This window comes from Caldimonas manganoxidans ATCC BAA-369 (assembly GCF_000381125.1).
GTDB classification, from domain to species: domain Bacteria; phylum Pseudomonadota; class Gammaproteobacteria; order Burkholderiales; family Burkholderiaceae_C; genus Caldimonas; species Caldimonas manganoxidans.
In genome coordinates, this window is the sequence record NZ_KB905934.1 from 1 (window position 1) to 17,338 (window position 17,338).

A 17,338-nucleotide genomic window follows, 5' to 3' on the forward strand; every position below is an offset into this window, starting at 1 on the left:
TACTGGCTGGCCGGCAGCGTCTTGGGCGGGCTGTCCGAGTCCTGCACCTGCACCGCCGAGACGTTTTGCATCGTGAGCGGATAGAGGTGCCCCGGCGTGACCGGGTTGGGCAAGGCTTCGCCGGTGACCGTGCCTGGCGTGACTTGAGTGCTGTGCCCGTAGAGCGCCAGCGCCAGGTTGACCGGGATGAGTTCCTCCAGCGTGCAGGCGAACTCGCCCTTCTTGGTCTTGATGAGCTGCAGGTCGGTCAGGCGCTGGCCGGACTGCGCCTCCTGGTGCTCGATGGTGTCCACCGACAGCGACACCTTCAGTTCCGGCACGTTGCCGACGAAGGTGAGGCCGGCCGGATTGCCGGCCGCATCGCGCGCGCCGATGTAGACGCGTCCCTGTCCAGAGAAGTAGGCCATGGTCAGTCTCCCGTGGAGCTTGCCGCGGCGGCAGGACCGTCACGGCGCGAGGATTTGAGGGATGGGATCGAGGACTCCGGCGTGACGAGCCGGGCCACGCCCTGGGCGATCAGCCAGCGGGCGCTGGTCTCGGGCAGGTCCAGCCGCGCGCCAGCGGGCAGGCGTTGGCCTGCGTGGGTGTGGGGTTGGAGCAGTTCGATGGAGAGATTGGGCATAAGGGGGTCATCCTGTCTGGGTGAGGTCGAGGGCATGGGTGCGGTAGCGGATTTCGTAACGGGCGGGCAGCGCGACGGCCCCGGCGTCGGCTTCGTCGAACTCCCATTCGCAGTCGATCTCGCGCACGGCGATGGCCAAACCGCCCAAATTCGGGTCGGCGAGCATGGCCGCGTGCGCCGCGGTGAGCAGCCGGTCGGCCACGTCGAAGGCATCCGCGCCGCGCGCCACCACGGCAAGCCGGACAGACAGCTGCCGGTCGACGAGATGGTTGGCGTGGGCCGTGATGCTGTCGCCCTCGACGAACAGCAGCAGCGCCGGACTGGCCTCGCGGGTAACCGGCACGGCCGGCATGCGCAGCACCGGGATCGGTGCAATCGCCGATGACAAGCGTGCGACGACCTCCCGCAAGAGGCGCTCGCGGATGGAGTTCATGGGGCATTCCTCAGAGCTGGGAGAGAAAGGCGCGATGCTCGGCGCCGTCGCCGATGGCGCGCACGTCGCGCACCTGATAGCTGCTGCCCGCCACCTCGACCGTGTCCCCGACGGCCAGCGTCATCCAAGACGCCGGGTAGTCGATCTGATAGTCCCGCGACAGTGCCAGCCCGTCGAGCACCGTCTCGTCCGGGGCGCGGAAGGCGCAATGCACCGTGGTGCCCGCGACCGTGACGACGGTCAGCAGTCCGGCATTGCGTGCCGCTTCGTACAGCGTTTCAACGTCCATCAGGACGCCAGCACCTTCACCAACACGGCCGGGCGATGGCACATCGGCAGTGGGTTGGACTGGGTGTGGATGTCGGTGCCGCGGTCGAACTTGCGCGGCTCCTGCTTGGCGTACAGCGGCTGGCCCAGCGTGTTGGCCGTCTCGTTGAAGTCGGCCGGCGCGAAGTAGGTGGCGAAGGTGTCCACCGTGCCCAGCGGGAAGGCGTGGCCCTCGCCGGCGGCGATGAAGCGGCGCGTGGTGTCGCCGTCGCTGGCCTCGCCCGAATATTCCTCGAAGGTGATGCCAGCGAAGGTAAAGCCCGCGCGCATGTCCGAGCGCAGGGCCAGGCTGTCCTGCCAGCGGTCGTAGGCGGCGACGACCTTCTCATGGCTGGTCAGCGCATCGAAGAACTCCTCGGACACCAGGCAGTGGATGCCGGTCATGCGCTCGCCCATGAGGTTCTTTTCCATGTAGCGCTTGAGCTCGAGACACTTCTTCTTGACGTCGGTGCCCGGGTTGCCGAGCTGAAAGTTGATGACCTTGGGCGAGATCTCGAACAAGTCGAACAGGTTGTAGAGCTCGGTGCCGTCGGCATCGAGGATGCTGCCTTTCAAGGCACCCATGCGCAGATGCTCCAGGGTGATGGCGTGCTTGTTGCGCATTGCCTGCAGGTGCTCGGCCATCACCGCCGCCACGGTCTGCACCTCGGTCTCCGAACCGAAGGCGCGGATGCCCTGCACTTCCTCGGGCAGCACCACGTCGTCGTGCGGGATGTGCGGGATGCCGAACGAGCGCAGCTTGCGCTTGCCGCGCTTGGCCACCGTGCCGGGCGAGCCCACCGGCATCGTCGGCAGCAGGGTGAGCACGCCGTTCTTCTCCTCCACGGCGACCGAGCGAAAGCGAACCGGCTTGGCTGGGAACAGACCCATCTCTTCCAGGCGGCCGTAGTTGTTGGGCAGGATGTTGATGGCGGCGGTCAGCGCCGACATCGAGAAGGCGGGGTTCTCGAAGGGGTTGTTCATCGTCAGACTCCTTTGCGCACGAGGATGCCCAGGCTCTTGAGCTGCGCGATGGCAGCCTGCTTTTCCGAGGCGGTGATGGCGGCGGGCCACGCCAGGGCGTGATCGGCGACGATGGCGTGGCGGGCCAGCATCAGCCCGTCCTCGCGGTCGATGAGCGTGGCGTCCACGGCTTGCATCAGCACGCCGGCGGCCACCTGGCTGCCATCGGTGGCCGATGGGTCGAGTCTCTTGACCTTGCCGGTGGCGGTGACCAAGCCGACGACCGCGCCCAGGGGCAAGTTCTGGCCCGCGCCGACCGTGACCTGGTCGCGGGAATAGAGATTGGGCGCTTCGTACTTCAGAAGATCGCCCAGGTTCAGTCCTTCGGTGATGGCGGGCATGTCACTTCTCCTTGCCGGCGCGGGCGCGGGCCGCCTGCACCAGGGGGTTGTCGTGGAGGGATGGGGGATTCGGCTTGGCCGCATCCGGCGCGATGTGGCTGTGGATCTCCTGCCCGCTGGCGCGGACAGCCAGCAGCTGGCTGCGCACCTGGGCGGGTGGCGTGCGTGCGGCGAGGTAAGCGGCGATGCGCTCGGGGCAGCCCGCCAGCGCGCACAGTTCGGCGATCTCCTGTGCGTCATCGATGCTCATCGGCGGATGCGCGCCAACAGCGCGATCAGGATCAGCACCAAGCCCAGGGTCAGCAGGGGTTCCGGGTTCATTCATGACATGCTCCAGTCGTGGTGAGTGAAGGTGTCCCGGCGGCGCGAAGGCACGCGTCGCCGGCGGTGAAAGTGCCGCGGTCAAATCGGCCAGCAGGTCGTCGAAGGTGCCGATGGCATCGGCCAGCCCTGCCGCGACGGCGTCCTGTCCGAAGAACACGCCGGCTTCGGTGGCACGCACCGCGTCCGCGCTCAAGCCGCGATGGCGGGCCACGGTGTCGACAAACAGGCCGTAGATCCGATCCACCTCGCGCTTGAGCAAGGCGTGGGCTTCGTCCGAGATCGGCTCGTGCGGGTTGAGGTCGTTCTTGCGTGCGCCGGCGAACACGGTCGTGTACCGGATGCCATCCTGGGCATCGCGCACCGACTGATCCGCGTGCATGGCGATGACGCCAATCGAGCCAACGCCTGCGGTCCGGGTAACCACGAGGCGGCTGGCAGCCGAGCCGATGGCGTAGGCCGCCGAGTAGGCCATGTCGTTGGCCAGCGCCCAGACTGGCTTGATCTGTGCGGCCGCACGCACGCGGTCGGCCAGGTCGAACACGCCACCGGACTCGCCGCCGGGTGAGTCGATGTCCAGCACGATGGCCGCGACCGCTGGGTCGGCGATCGCCGCATCCAGCTGCGCGGCGATGTCCTGGTAGCTGGTCAGCCCTGAGGCGGCTTCCAGCCCGCCAGTGCGCCGCACCAACGTGCCGTGGATCGGCAAGACGGCGATGCCCGCCTTGGCGGCAGGCGGGCTGCGCAGAGCGGGTGGCGGTAGCGTCGCTCCTCTATCCGCCAAACCGATGCGCGGCCCCAGCACGGCCAGGATGACCTCAAGTTTCGGGCGATGGATCAGCAGCGGCGCGCCAAATAGACGCGCCGCCAGATGCGGCAACGGGATCATGCGGGTTCCTTCAGGCGGCCGGCGCAGGGCTATCGGCGGCCTGTGCGTTGGGTTCGGCGCTGCCGCCGCCCTTGGTCGTGCGGCGCGGATCGGAGTCGAAGATCAGGCCGAGGTCATCGGCACGCTGGTTGTCGGCGGCGATCTCGCGGTCCACATCCTCGGCGTCGTAGCCAAAGGCCGAGATCGCTTCCGAGCGGCTCATGAGGCCCGCGCGGATCGCCAGCAGCATCGCCTTGAACTCTTTTTCGGGGTCGACCCACTGCCAGCCCTGGGGAATCCATTTGCAGGCCAGATACTCCCGCCGGCGGCGGGCATAGCCGGGCGCCGTGAGGCCGCCGGCCAGCACGGCCTGATCGAGCCAGGCGTTCCACACCGGGCGGCACAGCTGGTGCACCAGCACGCCGTGCTGGATCGCCTCGGTGCGGCGGCGGAATTCCAAGAGCCCCGCGCGGATGGAGGAGTAGTTCACGCCGGAGAGGTCTCCGGTCAATTGCTCGTAGGTCACGCCGATGGCCGCGGCGACCGCGCGAAACTGCGCGCGCAGGAACTCGCCGTAGCTGCCGCCCACATCGGCCGGATCGGAGAACTTCACGTCCTCGCCCGGCTCCAAAATCTGCAAGGTTCCGGGCTCCATCCCCGCCAGCGCGATGCCGGCATCGTTGGCCACGCCTTCGCCCATCAGGTTGTCCTCGGGAGCAAGCCGCGTGATGAAGCCGGCGAACATCGCCGCGGTTTTCTTGCGCACGAGCTCGGCGTCGTCGTACTGGTCCAGCTCGTTGAGCTTGACCAGCGCGCGCGCGAGCCACGGCTCGCCGCGGATCTGGCCAGGGCGCAGCACGCGGTAGAGGTGCATGATCTCGGTTGCCGGAACTCGCACCGTCTCCTGCCCGCCCTGGCCCGACATGGGCGCAAGCCGCCCATCTTCGGGGTGGGAGCGATACAGGTGGTAGGCCACGCGCCGCCCCAGGCTGTCGAACTCGATGCCGGCGCGCACGACGTTGCCCGAGGGCAGTTCCGTGTTGAGATGCAGCGGCAGATGCTCGGCTTCGAGAAGCTGCAATTGCAGCGGCACGATCAGGCCGTCCTCCGGACGCCGCCAGCGCAGCCGGATCAGGCACTCGCCCCCCTCGAGCATGGCCCGGCAGGCCAGCGCCTGCAGGCCGTAGAAATCGGTTTGCCCGGTGGTGTCGGCCACCTCCGTCCAGTCGCGCCACAGCGCCTGCACGTCGGCGCGGAAGGCTTCATCCTCGGCCATCGACTGCGGTTTGATGCCGGTGCCCACCGCGTTGGCGACGAACGCCTCGATACCGGCATTGGCCCAGGCGTTGCGCCGCACCAGGTCGCGGCTCTTGGTGCGCAGTTCGGCGCTCGTGGCCAGCATCGCCGCCACCGCGCCGGGGTTACCGGGCATCCACGCCAAGGAGCGACGGCCACGGCCGGCGGCCTCGTGCACCGGCGGCCCGCCGAACAGACTGCGGATCTTCGCGTACCAGGCCATCAGAACCCCTTGCTCGTGGTGATGCGGATCTGCCGCGGCGCCCCCGGCCACAGCCCCGTGGCCACGGCCTGCTCGAACAGGTCGCGCTTGACCGCCGCGATCGCAGCCTGCAGTTCCTCGACACTGCGGTACTCGACGGTCTTGTCGCCGAAGGTCACGCGTTTTTCGCCTTTGGCCAGCGCCGCTTCCAAGGCTTCGAGGTGGGCTTGGGTATAGGCCATCAGCGGTAGACCACGAGGTTGATTTCGGTGGAGTCGGCGAAGGACGCCGCGGTGGTCGCGCAGCCCACATCGACGTGCGTCGGCGTCTTCTCATCCAAGGTCGAGCGCACGATCAGCAGCCGCTGCGTGCCCGTGTTGGTGTTGCTGCGGGCCACACCCACCCAGCAGTAGTTCGCATCCGGCAGCGGGCTGGCGAAGCTCACGCGGTAGCGGCCGGCTGCGGTGCGGGTCACCGCGGCGACGTTGTGCGCGGCCCGCACGACGATCTGGCCGCCGACATGGCCAAAGCACACCCAGGCCCGCGCCAGCCCCGGATGGCCGGCATCGATCTTGGTCTGGACCTCGATCCCGATGCGGCTGGCCAAGGCGCCGATGCGCGAGGCCAGGCTCATCAGAGCAGCGCCCCTTCGAACACGGCGACGAAGTCGGCGTCGGTGTCGCCCACATCGCTGGCGGCCACCGCGCCGATGTTGCTGCGCGCCTGCGCGGCTTCGGCCGAGGTGAGCGTCTGCGCCGCATCGAAGCGCACCCGGTTGTTCACCGCCGCCAGCAAGGCATCCAGGCCGCTGGTGCCGTTTTGCAGCAGTTGCTGGATTTCCAGCAGGGTGTCATAGGCGGCATCGGCCCCGCCCAGGATCTCGGCTTTGAGCGCATCGAGCAGCGTGACGATCTTGCTCGACGAGTAGGTGCTGGTGGTGGCGACCTGGCTGTCGTCGATCGCGCCCGAGGCCAGCACCGCGGCCTTCAGTTCGTTGATGGCCGCCACCAGGCTGGATTTGTCGGTGGTGGTGAGGTTGGCGAGATTCCCGGCCTTGGCGCGGACGTCGTTGAACTCCTGCGCGACGCGGATGACCAGGCTTTCGAGGCGGGTGGCCAGACTCATGGGTTCTCCTTGCGGCGTCAGATCGGCCAGCGGGGATCAGCGCAGCCAGGGGCTGCGGATCACACGCCGGCCGGTGTTTCGGGTTGCAGAAACAGCGAGGCCACCTCGATGGGTGGCCTCGGGAGGTCGTTCGATGGGCATTTCGTTCGACGGCATGGACTCGCCGGGCGGCGGCAGCCCCAGTTGCCGCTCCAACTCGCGCCAGTGGCGCTCCTCGAAGCGGTCCAGCCCGGCGGCGCTGGCCGCCGCGCGGGCATAGACGTAGCAGTCCAGGGCTTCGTTGCGCTCGCGCATCTTCTGCCACTCGCGCACCGGGTAGCCGTTGCGGTCGCGGCGGGTGACGAGTTGCTCGGCGCAGAGCTGCTGGATGAACTCGGCGTCGATCTTGGGCAGGTGGACGTATCCGGCCGGATAGACCGGGGTCGCGCCGTCCTCGGCCACCTCAGGCATCTTCCGCAGGTTGTTGTAGAGCTCCAGCTTGGCCAGCCCTACCGCCACCGAATACACCTTGATGCCCCGGCGCAGCTTCTTGCCGGCGAGCGAGACGTCCACCGCGGTGGGCGTGCCGATCAAGGCTGCTCCGCGCGATACGCCTTTGACCGCCATCACACGCGGATCGCGGCAGGCGCGCACGAAGGCGTAGGCCTCCTGGGTCGCAAAGCCGGTATCCAGCGCGAAGCGGGCCAGCGGCATCGCCGCGCCCGAGGCGTGGGTCCAGGTCTCGGCGACCAGCTCGGCCAGGCGCTGCCACACCGCATCGCGGGCCGTATCGCCCATCAGCACCCGGTGCTCGACGAGCCAGCATTCCTTGCCGCGCCCGAAGGCCCAGATCGAGGCCTCGATGCGATCCTTCTGCACGTCGGCGCCGCCGACCAGCAGCAGGCCGCCTGCGGGCACCGTGCCGATGCGGTAATCCTCGCGCCGTTCCAGCAGGCGCTGCCAGTCGGGGGCTTCGCCTTCCTCGACCCAGGTCTCACCCAGTTCGGTGTTCTTGAAGGTCTTGATCGCCGCAGCCGACCCGGTTTCCTTGCTGACCGCCGCCTCCCAGGCCGCGGCGATGTCGCGCCAGGCGCGCCAGCCCAGCGGGCTGTACAGGGACGACAGGTGAAAGCCCGCCGTCTTGCCCTGCGCCGTCGCGCGCCACTGGCCGTGCTCGAGCATCCAGGTCTTGTGGTGCTCGGCAATGGGCGCCTCGCAGGATTCGCAGACGTAGGCCGCCGTCTCCGGACGGCCCTTCTCCCAGCGCAGCCGATCGAAACGCAGCCATTGCCGGTGGCCGCAGTGCGGACAGGGCACGAAGTAGCGGCGCTGGTCGCTGGCCTCGTACTCGCGTTCGATGGCCGAGGACCCCGCGATGGTGGGCGTCGAGACGATGAAGATCTTGCGTCGGGCAAAGGTGCGGGTGCGCGCCTCGGCGAGCGAGATCGCATCGCCTTCACCCTCGACATCGAGCGGATAGCCGTCCACCTCGTCGAGGAACAGATACCGCACCGGCATCGAGCGCAGGCCCACCGCGCTGTTGGCCCCGGTCATCACCAGCACGCCGCCGCGAAACTCCTTGGCCAGGATCGTGTTGCCCGAATCCCGGCTGCGTGCCGGTGCGATGAGTTCGGAGAGCACCGGCGACTCCTCGATCAGCGGGTCGATGCGCTGCTTGGAGTTGCGCTTGGCCATTTCCACCGTCGGCCACACCGCCATCATCGGCCCGGGGGCATGGTGGATCACGTAGCCGATCCAGTTCGAGCCCATCTCGGTCGCGCCGAGTTGGGCCGCCTTCATGAACACCACCCGCTCGACCGGCGAGGTCGGCGACAGGCAATCCATGATCGCCTTCAGGTACGGCGTGCGGCTGGTGCGCCAGCGCCCCGGCTCGCTCGAGGCCTTGCTGGACAGCACCCGGTGGCGGTCGGCCCACTCGGAGACCGTCAGCGGCGGATCGGGCGTGAGCCCTTCGCGCCAGGCGCGCTCGATCGCGTCGGCGCCGTCGTACTCGATCATCGTCAGTCCACGCGTGGCCGCAGTTCGCCCAGTTCCTGCAGGTGCTCGCGCACGGCCGCATCCAGCGCCACGTGCAGCGCGTGGGGATCGACGCCAAGCCGTGCGGCCATCTGCGCCGAGATGCGCGCCGGCCAGTTCAGCCACGCATCGCGCTCGCTGCGCGCGAGCTTGAACACATGCGCCACCGCCTGCGCGCGGTCGACGAGCTCGCCCTTGCGCTGCGCCAGCTCCACCTTGTGGAGCTGGGCCTTGAGCACCTCGTTGACCGTGCGCGCCTGCAGCAACGACGTGCCGCCGCTGGGCAACGGCGGGGGGACGGGGTCGGGGATCTCGCGCTCGGGCCGGGCCTGCGGCTTCTTGGTATCGAACTTCTGCGCTTCAGGCGTTCGCCGAGGCTGCACGGTGTTGCGCGCCCACTGCGCGTCGGCCGTCTCGGGGTCGATCGTGCCGTCGGGCAGCGGCGTGATCCGGCCGGTGTCGATGGCCTTTTTCACGGCCACGTGCGACACGCCCCGGTGGCGCGCGTAGGCGCGAATGGAAAGTCCCATCGTTGCCTTCTTCGATCATTTGTTCGTCATTCCTGCAGATCGAGCTTGGCTTCCATCGGGAACAGCGCGTTCATCACGTCACGCCAACCCACCATCGAAAGGATCCCCGATGAACGCCAACACTCTCGATACCCTGGCCACGAAGCTGGCCGAAGCGGCGCTGACCATCCTGGTGCGCAGCTGCCGCACCGAGGTGGCGGCCGCCAGCCGCGACGACCTGGAGGCCGCCTGCGCGGCGATGCGCGCCAAGGCCAGGCCGGTCATCGACCAGTTGCTCGACGACGCCCGCGCCGCCCCCTGGATCGGCGAGATGGCGTTCCATGCCGCGGCCTTGGAACTCGCGCAAGCCGGCATCGCGGTGCTGCGCAAGGCCTGACTCATCGCGTGAAGCCAAGCAGAAAGCGCTTGGCTTCACTGCCGAACAGCGCGTTCATCACGTCACGCCAACCACACCGAGAGGAACCCGCCATGCACCCCATCGACACCCTCCTGACCCAGATCGCCCAGCAGCATCTCGGCATCGAGACCTTGCAAACCCGCCACTCGGACAGCCTGGATTTCCACGACCTGGCGGTGTGGTGCCTCAAGGACGCACTGGAAGCGGCCTTCCAGGCAGGAGTCGAAGCCGGGACGTCTCGCCACAAAGCCTCGGGACCGGACGTCGCCCAGGACTGACCGGAAGGCGGCGAAGCCAAGCACGAAACGCTTGGCTTGGGCCCCGAACAGCGCGTTCATCCCGTCACCCGATCCACCCCTGCGAAGGAGCAAGCCCATGACCACCATCGCCCTGACCCCGACCCAGCACGCCATCCTGGCCTACGCCATCGAGCACAGCGGCGGCAAGATCGACTGGTTCCCCGAGCACATCAAGGGCGGCGCCCGCCAGAAGGTGCTGGACGGCCTCGCCAACCGTGCCCTGATCGCCCCCGCGGGGACCGACTGGTTCGTCGCCGCCGAGGGCTACGCCGTCCTGGGGCTGCCACGCCCGGGCGCGAAGACATCGCGCGTGGGCTCGTTCGAAGCCCAGCTCGATCGGATCATCGCCAACGCGGAGCAGGCAACCGCTGCGAGCGATCCCGAGCTGGAGGCGGCCGTGACCGCTGCCGAAGCCACGTGGACGCAGGCGAAGGACGATGCGCCGCGCCGCACCCGCGCCGACAGCAAGCAGGCGCAGGTGATCGCGATGCTGCGACGTCCTGGGGGCGCCACGATTCGTCAGATCATGGACGTCACCGGCTGGCAGGCGCACACCGTGCGCGGCGCCCTGGCCGGAGCGCTCAAGAAGAAACTGGGCCTGAGCATCGCGTCGGACAAGCCCCAGGGCGGCGAGCGCGTCTACAGGATCATCGAGCAGGACGCCGCCTGATCGAACGCCACGCCATCCGCCTCGCGGGTGGCTTGCTGGCCGGTGAAGTCCTCCCACCGGCGCACGATCACGTCCACGTACTTCGGATCGAGCTCGATCAGCCTGGCGATGCGGCCGGACTTTTCCGCGGCGATCAGCGTCGTGCCCGAGCCACCGAAGGGGTCCAGTACGACATCACCAGGGCGGCTCGAGTTTCGGATCGCCCGCTCGACGAGTTCCACCGGCTTCATCGTTGGGTGCAAGTCGTTCTTCTGCGGCTTCTTGATCTGCCACACATCGCCCTGGTCGCGGTCGCCGCACCAGTGGCGACTCGCCCCTTCCGGCCAGCCGTAGAGGATCGGCTCGTACTGGCGCTGGTAGTCGGAGCGGCCCAGCGTGAAGGTGTGCTTGGCCCAGATGATGAAGGTGGACCAGTGGCCGCCGGCGGCGCGAAAGGCCGATTGCAGCACGTCCAGCTCGCTGGAGGACATGGCCACATAGATCGCGCCGCGGCAGTGAGCGATGGTGGGCCTCAAGGCCGCCAGCAGGAAGTCGTGGAAGCCGTCACCCAGGTTGTCGTTGAGGATGGCGCGGTCCTTGCCGCGCAGCTTGTCTTTCGCTGAGTTCGCGTAGTTGACGTTGTATGGCGGATCGGTGAACACCATGTCCGCCACCGCGCCTTGCATCAGCCGCTCAAAGCTCTCGGCCAGGGTCGCGTCGCCGCACAGCAGCCGGTGCGGGCCCATGATCCAGACATCGCCGGGGCGTGAGATGGGCGTCTCGCCGACCTCGGGCACCGCGTCCTCATCGGTCTGGCCCTCAAAGTCTGGCTCGTCGCCCGCGATCAGTTCGGCCAGCGCGTCGGCGTCGAAGCCGGTCAGGTCCAGATCGAAGCCCTCGGCCTGCAGGTCTTGCAGCTCGATGCGCAGCAGTTGCTCGTCCCAGCCGGCGTTCTCCGCGATGCGGTTGTCGGCGATCACGAGCGCCCGGCGCTGGGTCGGCGTCAGATGATCGAGCACGACCACCGGCACCCGCTCCAGCCCGAGCTTGCGGGCGGCCGCGAGCCGCCCGTGTCCGGCGACGATCACCCCGTCGCTGCCTACCAGGATCGGATTGGTGAAGCCGAACTCGGCGATGGAAGCCGCAATCTGCGCCACCTGCTCCTCGGAGTGGGTGCGCGCATTGCGGGCGTAGGGGATGAGCTGGGCGGTCGGCCACTGCTCGATCCGCTCGGCCAGCCACGACGCGCTCATGCCGGGACTGCCTCCGTCGCCCGCCGCTCGGCCGCCACTTCCTCGAAGGACTGGCCGGTGGCGGCCAGCGTCACCGGCACGCCAGGGTGGTTCTGCCGGAAGCGCTCGATGGCCACGTCCACGTACTCCGGCGCGATCTCCACGCTGCGGCAGACGCGGCCGGTGCGCTCGGCGGCCAGCATCGTCGTGCCGCTGCCGCCAAAGGGCTCGAACACGACGTCGCCGGGATCCGTGTACGCCTCGATCACGAATTGCGGCAGCGCCACCGGGAACACGGCCGGGTGGTCGATGCCCTGGCCAATCCTGCCCTTGTGGCGCATCAGGCGAATCACCGAGTCGGGGATGCGCTTGTCCTGCGTGGGCTGGCCGGCATGGGTCCAGCCGCCCACTTCGCCGTCTTTGCCGCGCATCGCCGTCGATGACCCATCGGCGCGCAGGTGGGTCTCTTGCCCGGCGAACTTGCACGGCACGATCTTGTTCGGTTTGCGGCTGGTGCGGTTGAAGTGAAAGACGAACTCGAAGGCAGGCGCCAGCCGCCCCTGCCAGTCGCCGGGCATCCCCGGACCTTGATCCCAGACGTACCACGCGAAGCGCCGCCAGCCCTGCTGGCGCATCCAGGCCATCCACCCGTCCCAGTACGGGATCACTTCGTTGTCGCGGTGGATCAGGCCGAGGTTCACCAGCACCTGGCCGTCGTCTGCCATCGGCAGATGGGCGAAGACGCCGCGCATCAGGCCGTCCCAATCGGCAATGCCGCCGGTGGTGTAGTCGCGCTGGTTGCCGTAGGGCGGCGAGGTGAAGCACAACGCAGCCGTCTCGCCCTGCATCAGCGCAGCCACCACGTCCCGGTCGGTGGCATCGCCGCAGATGAGGCGGTGCTGGCCGAGCACCCAGAGGTCGCCGGTGCGGGAGACCGGCACGATCGGGGCCTCGGGTACGTCGTCTGCAGCGTCCGGCGACTCGGCTTCGGGCTCAGATTGGTCATCGACCGCCGCCTCGGCGAGCATCGCTTCGATCTCGGATCCGTCGAACCCGGTGAGCGCCAGGTCGTAGCCGGCTTCCGACAACTCGGCCAGTTCCAGCGCGAGCAGTTCCTCGTCCCAGCCCGCATCGAGCGCCAGGCGGTTGTCGGCCAAGACGAGGGCGCGCTTTTGCGCCGGGGTCAGGTGCGCCAGTTCGATGACCGGAACTTCGGTCATCCCCAGCTTGCGCGCAGCCAGCACTCGGCCGTGGCCGGCGATGATGCCGTTTGCGCCATCGACCAGGATCGGGTTGGTGAAGCCGAACTCCGCGATGGAAGCGGCGATCTTGGCGATCTGCGCCTCGGTGTGCGTGCGCGGGTTGCGCGCGTAGGGAATCAGCGCCTCGACCTTGCGGTACTCGACGTGCAGCGTGTTCAAGGGAGAAGTCCAAAAGCAAAACCCGCCGGGCCTTGCCGCCGGGCGGGTCATGTGAGTTCGGGTTCGGGTGAGGCGGTGACCGTTCTGCGGGGTGGTAACCGGGACCGGTAACCTGGCCGGGTGGTAACCTGCTTGGCGCCCTGACGCTAGGGCGATGCCGCGCTCGCGCCCCCCGCATCGCGCTTGGGCCAGGAAGGACCCGTGGATGTCCGGGCGGCTTCCTCGACCGTCACTGCTGTCCAGAAGATAGCTGAAATACTACCCCTGATCGGCCTGCGTTGTTGCAGGGGCAAAAGTCGCTGCTGGTTGCCAATGGCAGCGCATGACAGCCTATCCACGCCCATTCGCGTTCAAACACGATCCCTTGACGATGTGGCGGTTGAGATGGTCGGCTACTGTCTGCAAGGCCTTCTGCCACCGCCGCCATGCAGTCGTCCTGTCGCAGGCAAAGCGGATTGTGATGTCGCGCCAGCCGTAGCGCTTGGCCCGCATCCAAACCAGGTGGCGCTGCTCGACTTCCAGCCACTGCACCCAGCGCATCGTCTCCAGCATCCGGTCGATGGCCTCGGGGCTCGGTGGGTACGCGCGGTAGACCTTCTCGTCGGCTGCGAATGCCTCCCACTCTTGGCGGACGAAGGCCGGCCAAGTGTTGAAATAGCCTTGTACCCGCACCGGGGGCAGGCGTCGCCCAGTGCTGGCGGCCTCTTCGAAGCGGGCTGCCACGTCCTCAATCGTCCAGTGGTTGCGGGCCACATCACACCTCCTGACCAACGTCGTGGTGATGGACAGCCCAGGACAGCAGGGCCAGCGCGTCGGCTTCGTTGTCGTTGGCCGGGGCATGACCGCGAGCACGGGCGGACGCCACCATCTCGTCCTTGTTCGCGTTGCCCTTGCCGGTGGCGTGCTTCTTGATCGTGCCCACCGGGACGCCTTGGTACGGGATCTGGTGGTGCTCGCACCATGCGGTGAGGTGAGCCATGAACCCGCCGTAGGTGTGTGCCGCATCAACCCCGGCATGACGACGGACCTCCTCGAAGTACACGGCGTCGATACCGTCACAGGATTGCTTGATCTCGGTGAGCCAGCGTTTGAAGCGCAGAAAGCGCATGCCGCCGCCCTCGAAACGTTGTGGCCGGAAACTTTCCGATCCGCTGGTGATGTGGCCGTCGCTGCCGCGCAGCGCCCAGCCGGTGGTGGTGCCCAGATCGAGGGCAAGGATGGTCGTGGTCATAAGGTCAGTCCCGGTTTCTTGCCGATCTGACGCAACTGGCGCAGTCGCACATAACTTCTCTACACGTGCGTGCGCGCGCGTGTAGAGCGATTTAGTGCAAATGTGTCGGTTGTGTCAGGCGGCATGGTTTTCAGAGGAGTCATTCGTCCGCATAGGGCGTATAGGCAGGCATCGGCGGATGCTTGAGGCCAATGCCCCGGAATCCGCGCACGCCCATGCCGTTGCGCCACTTCTCGATTCCGCGGGTGATCAGCAGATCGGAGAAACGTCGCTGCGAGCCAATGAACTCGCCCGATGCCTCGGCCCACTGCTTCCAATCCGTGAACAGCTCTGCGGTCAGTGACTTGGCGTTGACCTCCCGCACACAGCGCTCGTCGATCCAGCGGCCCAGCGCGTCCTCGGACTCGAAATACTCCTCGGTCGCGGCTTGCACGCTGGCGGGCGGCTTCAATCCCTCGCGCTGCCAGGCAAGGCATCCGGCCACGGCCCATGCGAGGATGCCGTCCCGTTCGGCCAGCAGCTTTTCCGTCAAGCGCGGATCGCGCCGATCCGGCGGGATCGTCACCGTGAACGGAATCATGTGCAGCCGCCTGCGCATTGCCTCATCGATGTTGCGAATGGCGGGCTTGTGGTTGCCCACGATCACGGGCTTGAATTGCGGCGTGTATTCGAAGAAGTCCTTGTGCATGAAGCGCGCGGAGATCTTGTCGCCGCCGGTGATGGCCTTGACCTTGGATTCGTTCAGGCGTCGGCCTTGCTCGGTCTCGATGGCGGTCACGAAGCGCGCGCCACGTAGGCCTGCCAGATCGGTCGGATGGCGGTCTCCACGGGTTTCGACGAAAGTCTCCATCGATGCCGTGGCGGCGTAATTGCCGAGGATGGTGCTGATGACGTTGGCGAACACACTCTTGCCATTGGCTCCCGTGCCGTACAGGAAGAACAGCGCGTGGGCGCTGGTCACGCCGGTCAGGCAATAGCCGACCATGCGCTGCAAATACGACTGCAGATCAACATCGCCGCCCGTGATGTCGGACAGGAATGCCATCCACTGCGAACATTCGCCGTCCGGGGTGGCCGTGGTGATCTTGGTCATCCGGTCAGAGCGCTCATTTGGCCGCTTGCGTCCGGTCTTGAGATCGACCACGCCACCGGGCGTATTGAGCAGCCACGGATCGGCATCCCACTCGTCGGTGGTGGCCGCATGCCTGCGGTCGGCACGCGCCAGTCGCTCGACGCCGCCAACCGTGCTGGCGCTGGCCAACTTGGCCGCGATCTTGGGGTTGTCGGCGCGCACGGCGGTCTGGCGGCAGACGTTGCGGATCAGATCGGTGGCGGCCAGCGTGTCCTCGGTGCGCCAGCGTTGACCATCCCACACCAGCCAGCGGCCCCATGCCGCGACGTAGCGCCAATCCCGGTGGTAGCGGCGCGTGAAGGCCAGCGCCAGCGCATCCTCCGTACCCCAGACGGACTCGTCGCTGCCGACCACCGGCTCGTCGACATCGGCCACGTCGTGCATCTGCAGGCGCGGGCCGTGGGTGAGAAAGCTGGCGACGTCGAAGCTTTCGGCGATGGCGTCCGCCGCATCCCAACCTTCCGGCGCCTCCTCGGGCGGATAGAGGATGTGGCAGGACTTGGCCCCGGCGGCGAGTGCGGCCTGCGCGGCCGCCATCGCATACTCCCAGCCCGGCTTGTCGCGGTCGGGCCAGATCAGGACTGCCTTGCCCGCCAGCGGTGACCAGTCGGTCTTGTCGATGGGGGCGTTCGCACCGTGCATCGCGGTGGTGGCAGTGATGCCCGCATCAATCAATGCCTGCGCGCATTTCTCGCCCTCGACCAGTACCACCTGAGCGGCGCTGATCATCCCCGGCTGGTTGTACAGCGGGCGCGGCTCGGGCGGCGTCATCTTGCGCCGCTTGGCGTCCCAGGGCCGGAACTCCTTCTTGCGTCCCGGTGGGTCGTAGCGGTAGACGACGGCGATGAGACGGCCCGCCTCATCGAGGTAATCCCACTTGGCGGTGGCTGGGCCGAGTTCGTCCACCGGCGCATCCTTCTTGCGGGATCGGCGTACTGGCATCTCGCGGGCGCGACCGAGCAGATCAGCAGCCGCACCCAGAACAAGACTGAACTCGGTATGGATATTGAGGCCAGAATGCCCGGCGATTAGCGAAAAGATGTCGCCGCCATCGCCCGTCGCGCGATCCGTCCACAGTCCGGCCTTCTCGCCATCGAGCACCACCTCGAGGCTATCGCCAGGACTGCCCAGCACATCACCGATCAGGAATTTGCCACGGCGCTTCTTACCCGCCGGGAACAAGGTGGTCAGAACGGATTCAAGACGCGCGAGCAGTTCGGCACGCAGTTCTTCGCGTTTGCTGTCATCAAGGATGCGCGTGGGCTCGACTGGTTTTGGGGTGTCATTGAAGTCAAGCATCGGCAGCACCTCCGATCACATCGGCGACACCGGCCAGCTCCTGCGGGATGCGAGATTCGTGACGCAACTTGCGCAGTGCCTTCCCCTCGATCTGGCGGACGCGCTCGCGCGTAACCTTCATCTTCTCGGCGATCTCGTCGAGCGACGCTCCGGCAAAGAAGCGCTCGCGGATCACGTCCGCCTCACGCGGCGTTAGCGAATCGATGGCATCCTGAATGATGCGGCCTGCCTGCGCGTGGCTGGCCAGCCGCAGCGGGTCGGCAGACGCCGTTCCACAGGTCAGGGCTTGCACGCTGTCTGCATCCAGATCGATGCTGGAATGGTTCTTTTCCAGCGGCTGGAGCTGTGCATCCGACCACAGATCGGAGGGAGATGCATTCAGGAAGTCGCACAAAGCCCATGCGCACTCCCGCAACAGCCCATCCGGTGTCAGCGGAGAGCGCGTGAGATTGAGGTAGGGCAGCAGTGCGCCGTAGTAGCTGATGCCAACGGCAGCGGCGAACCGCGCGCCTGGTCGGTAGCCTGCCTGCTCGATGGCGCGCAATAGACGGGCATTGCGTACGGAGATGCGCACACGGTAGTCAGTCATGGGCTC

22 protein-coding genes are annotated in these 17,338 nt (G+C 67.5%); 3 read left to right on the forward strand and 19 right to left on the reverse strand.

Annotation, left to right across the window (positions count from 1 at the left end):
• The 13 genes from F615_RS0104815 to F615_RS0104875 form a co-directional block, all read right to left on the reverse strand.
• Window positions 1-407: phage tail tube protein (locus F615_RS0104815; RefSeq protein ID WP_019560045.1), on the reverse strand; the 407-nt coding region annotated here is incomplete at its 3' end.
• A gap of 2 nt (window positions 408-409) precedes the next feature.
• Window positions 410-622, reverse strand: coding sequence for a DUF7210 family protein (locus F615_RS0104820; protein ID WP_019560046.1), 213 nt, complete (start codon window positions 620-622; stop codon window positions 410-412).
• Window positions 623-629: 7 nt separating this feature from the next.
• Window positions 630-1,055: a hypothetical protein gene (locus F615_RS0104825; protein WP_009518236.1), complete on the reverse strand. Its 426-nt coding sequence runs from the start codon at window positions 1,053-1,055 to the stop codon at window positions 630-632.
• 10 nt (window positions 1,056-1,065) lie between these two features.
• Window positions 1,066-1,344 carry a head-tail joining protein gene (locus tag F615_RS0104830; RefSeq protein WP_009518237.1) on the reverse strand — a complete coding sequence of 93 codons (279 nt, stop codon included), beginning with the start codon at window positions 1,342-1,344 and terminating at the stop codon, window positions 1,066-1,068.
• Window positions 1,344-2,345: a major capsid protein gene (locus F615_RS0104835; RefSeq protein ID WP_009518238.1), complete on the reverse strand. Its 1,002-nt coding sequence runs from the start codon at window positions 2,343-2,345 to the stop codon at window positions 1,344-1,346. The genes F615_RS0104830 and F615_RS0104835 overlap by 1 nt, the downstream gene beginning before the upstream one ends.
• A 2-nt stretch (window positions 2,346-2,347) precedes the next feature.
• Window positions 2,348-2,725: a head decoration protein gene (locus tag F615_RS0104840; RefSeq protein ID WP_019560047.1), complete on the reverse strand. Its 378-nt coding sequence runs from the start codon at window positions 2,723-2,725 to the stop codon at window positions 2,348-2,350.
• A gap of 1 nt (window position 2,726) precedes the next feature.
• Window positions 2,727-3,935, reverse strand: coding sequence for a S49 family peptidase (locus F615_RS0104845; RefSeq protein ID WP_019560048.1), 1,209 nt, complete (start codon window positions 3,933-3,935; stop codon window positions 2,727-2,729).
• Between the two features lie 10 nt (window positions 3,936-3,945).
• Complete coding sequence (locus tag F615_RS0104850; RefSeq protein ID WP_019560049.1) at window positions 3,946-5,433, reverse strand: phage portal protein; 1,488 nt, start codon at window positions 5,431-5,433, stop codon at window positions 3,946-3,948.
• A complete protein-coding gene (locus tag F615_RS0104855) occupies window positions 5,433-5,654 on the reverse strand; it encodes a phage head-tail joining protein (protein WP_019560050.1) in 222 nt (73 codons plus the stop codon). The genes F615_RS0104850 and F615_RS0104855 overlap by 1 nt, the downstream gene beginning before the upstream one ends.
• Complete coding sequence (locus tag F615_RS0104860) at window positions 5,654-6,046, reverse strand: hypothetical protein (protein ID WP_019560051.1); 393 nt, start codon at window positions 6,044-6,046, stop codon at window positions 5,654-5,656. Before F615_RS0104860 ends, F615_RS0104855 begins: the two co-directional genes overlap by 1 nt.
• On the reverse strand, window positions 6,046-6,537 hold the full coding sequence (locus F615_RS0104865) for a hypothetical protein (protein ID WP_009518244.1): 492 nt from the start codon (window positions 6,535-6,537) through the stop codon (window positions 6,046-6,048). Before F615_RS0104865 ends, F615_RS0104860 begins: the two co-directional genes overlap by 1 nt.
• Window positions 6,538-6,573: 36 nt before the next feature.
• Window positions 6,574-8,535, reverse strand: coding sequence for a phage terminase large subunit family protein (locus F615_RS0104870; RefSeq protein ID WP_019560052.1), 1,962 nt, complete (start codon window positions 8,533-8,535; stop codon window positions 6,574-6,576).
• Between the two features lie 2 nt (window positions 8,536-8,537).
• Complete coding sequence (locus tag F615_RS0104875; RefSeq protein WP_019560053.1) at window positions 8,538-9,083, reverse strand: hypothetical protein; 546 nt, start codon at window positions 9,081-9,083, stop codon at window positions 8,538-8,540.
• Window positions 9,084-9,192: 109 nt separating this feature from the next.
• Here F615_RS0104875 and F615_RS0104880 point away from each other — a divergent pair, with 109 nt between their 5' ends.
• The 3 genes from F615_RS0104880 to F615_RS0104890 all read left to right on the forward strand — a co-directional run bounded on the left by F615_RS0104880 (window position 9,193) and on the right by F615_RS0104890 (window position 10,449).
• Window positions 9,193-9,459 (forward strand): hypothetical protein, encoded by a 267-nt coding sequence (locus F615_RS0104880; RefSeq protein WP_009518247.1) that lies wholly within the window; start codon window positions 9,193-9,195, stop codon window positions 9,457-9,459.
• 92 nt (window positions 9,460-9,551) lie between these two features.
• Complete coding sequence (locus F615_RS0104885) at window positions 9,552-9,758, forward strand: DUF6900 domain-containing protein (protein WP_009518248.1); 207 nt, start codon at window positions 9,552-9,554, stop codon at window positions 9,756-9,758.
• Window positions 9,759-9,855: 97 nt separating this feature from the next.
• Window positions 9,856-10,449, forward strand: a complete 594-nt coding sequence (locus F615_RS0104890; RefSeq protein WP_009518249.1) for a DUF3489 domain-containing protein — start codon at window positions 9,856-9,858, stop codon at window positions 10,447-10,449.
• On the opposite strand, the gene F615_RS0104895 is transcribed toward F615_RS0104890, so the two are convergent.
• The 6 genes from F615_RS0104895 to F615_RS20640 form a co-directional block, all read right to left on the reverse strand.
• Window positions 10,419-11,681 carry a site-specific DNA-methyltransferase gene (locus F615_RS0104895; protein WP_019560054.1) on the reverse strand — a complete coding sequence of 421 codons (1,263 nt, stop codon included), beginning with the start codon at window positions 11,679-11,681 and terminating at the stop codon, window positions 10,419-10,421. The genes F615_RS0104890 and F615_RS0104895 overlap by 31 nt on opposite strands.
• Entirely contained in the window at window positions 11,678-13,081 is a 1,404-nt protein-coding gene (locus tag F615_RS0104900) for a site-specific DNA-methyltransferase (protein WP_019560055.1), read from the reverse strand. The genes F615_RS0104895 and F615_RS0104900 overlap by 4 nt, the downstream gene beginning before the upstream one ends.
• A gap of 330 nt (window positions 13,082-13,411) precedes the next feature.
• A complete protein-coding gene (locus tag F615_RS0104905; protein ID WP_019560056.1) occupies window positions 13,412-13,834 on the reverse strand; it encodes a DUF6362 family protein in 423 nt (140 codons plus the stop codon).
• Between the two features lies 1 nt (window position 13,835).
• Window positions 13,836-14,312 carry a crossover junction endodeoxyribonuclease RuvC gene (locus F615_RS0104910; RefSeq protein WP_019560057.1) on the reverse strand — a complete coding sequence of 159 codons (477 nt, stop codon included), beginning with the start codon at window positions 14,310-14,312 and terminating at the stop codon, window positions 13,836-13,838.
• Window positions 14,313-14,451: 139 nt separating this feature from the next.
• Window positions 14,452-16,743 (reverse strand): phage/plasmid primase, P4 family, encoded by a 2,292-nt coding sequence (locus tag F615_RS0104915; RefSeq protein WP_026330033.1) that lies wholly within the window; start codon window positions 16,741-16,743, stop codon window positions 14,452-14,454.
• Window positions 16,736-17,332, reverse strand: a complete 597-nt coding sequence (locus tag F615_RS20640; RefSeq protein WP_019560059.1) for a sigma-70 family RNA polymerase sigma factor — start codon at window positions 17,330-17,332, stop codon at window positions 16,736-16,738. The genes F615_RS0104915 and F615_RS20640 overlap by 8 nt, the downstream gene beginning before the upstream one ends.
• Between the last annotated feature and the right edge of the window lie 6 nt (window positions 17,333-17,338).

What these genes read in the sequence shown, in the direction of transcription:
- F615_RS0104835 (WP_009518238.1), bottom strand. Translation starts at nt 2,345, where the DNA reads ATGAACAACCCCTTCGAGAACCCCGCCTTCTCGATGTCGGCGCTGACC.
- F615_RS0104820 (WP_019560046.1), bottom strand. Translation starts at nt 622, where the DNA reads ATGCCCAATCTCTCCATCGAACTGCTCCAACCCCACACCCACGCAGGC.
- F615_RS0104840 (WP_019560047.1), bottom strand. Translation starts at nt 2,725, where the DNA reads ATGCCCGCCATCACCGAAGGACTGAACCTGGGCGATCTTCTGAAGTAC.
- F615_RS0104845 (WP_019560048.1), bottom strand. Translation starts at nt 3,935, where the DNA reads ATGATCCCGTTGCCGCATCTGGCGGCGCGTCTATTTGGCGCGCCGCTG.
- F615_RS0104860 (WP_019560051.1), bottom strand. Translation starts at nt 6,046, where the DNA reads ATGAGCCTGGCCTCGCGCATCGGCGCCTTGGCCAGCCGCATCGGGATC.
- F615_RS0104895 (WP_019560054.1), bottom strand. Translation starts at nt 11,681, where the DNA reads ATGAGCGCGTCGTGGCTGGCCGAGCGGATCGAGCAGTGGCCGACCGCC.
- F615_RS0104865 (WP_009518244.1), bottom strand. Translation starts at nt 6,537, where the DNA reads ATGAGTCTGGCCACCCGCCTCGAAAGCCTGGTCATCCGCGTCGCGCAG.
- F615_RS0104855 (WP_019560050.1), bottom strand. Translation starts at nt 5,654, where the DNA reads ATGGCCTATACCCAAGCCCACCTCGAAGCCTTGGAAGCGGCGCTGGCC.
- F615_RS0104875 (WP_019560053.1), bottom strand. Translation starts at nt 9,083, where the DNA reads ATGGGACTTTCCATTCGCGCCTACGCGCGCCACCGGGGCGTGTCGCAC.
- F615_RS0104885 (WP_009518248.1), top strand. Translation starts at nt 9,552, where the DNA reads ATGCACCCCATCGACACCCTCCTGACCCAGATCGCCCAGCAGCATCTC.
- F615_RS0104910 (WP_019560057.1), bottom strand. Translation starts at nt 14,312, where the DNA reads ATGACCACGACCATCCTTGCCCTCGATCTGGGCACCACCACCGGCTGG.
- F615_RS0104880 (WP_009518247.1), top strand. Translation starts at nt 9,193, where the DNA reads ATGAACGCCAACACTCTCGATACCCTGGCCACGAAGCTGGCCGAAGCG.
- F615_RS0104830 (WP_009518237.1), bottom strand. Translation starts at nt 1,344, where the DNA reads ATGGACGTTGAAACGCTGTACGAAGCGGCACGCAATGCCGGACTGCTG.
- F615_RS20640 (WP_019560059.1), bottom strand. Translation starts at nt 17,332, where the DNA reads ATGACTGACTACCGTGTGCGCATCTCCGTACGCAATGCCCGTCTATTG.
- F615_RS0104825 (WP_009518236.1), bottom strand. Translation starts at nt 1,055, where the DNA reads ATGAACTCCATCCGCGAGCGCCTCTTGCGGGAGGTCGTCGCACGCTTG.
- F615_RS0104890 (WP_009518249.1), top strand. Translation starts at nt 9,856, where the DNA reads ATGACCACCATCGCCCTGACCCCGACCCAGCACGCCATCCTGGCCTAC.
- F615_RS0104915 (WP_026330033.1), bottom strand. Translation starts at nt 16,743, where the DNA reads ATGCTTGACTTCAATGACACCCCAAAACCAGTCGAGCCCACGCGCATC.
- F615_RS0104870 (WP_019560052.1), bottom strand. Translation starts at nt 8,535, where the DNA reads ATGATCGAGTACGACGGCGCCGACGCGATCGAGCGCGCCTGGCGCGAA.
- F615_RS0104850 (WP_019560049.1), bottom strand. Translation starts at nt 5,433, where the DNA reads ATGGCCTGGTACGCGAAGATCCGCAGTCTGTTCGGCGGGCCGCCGGTG.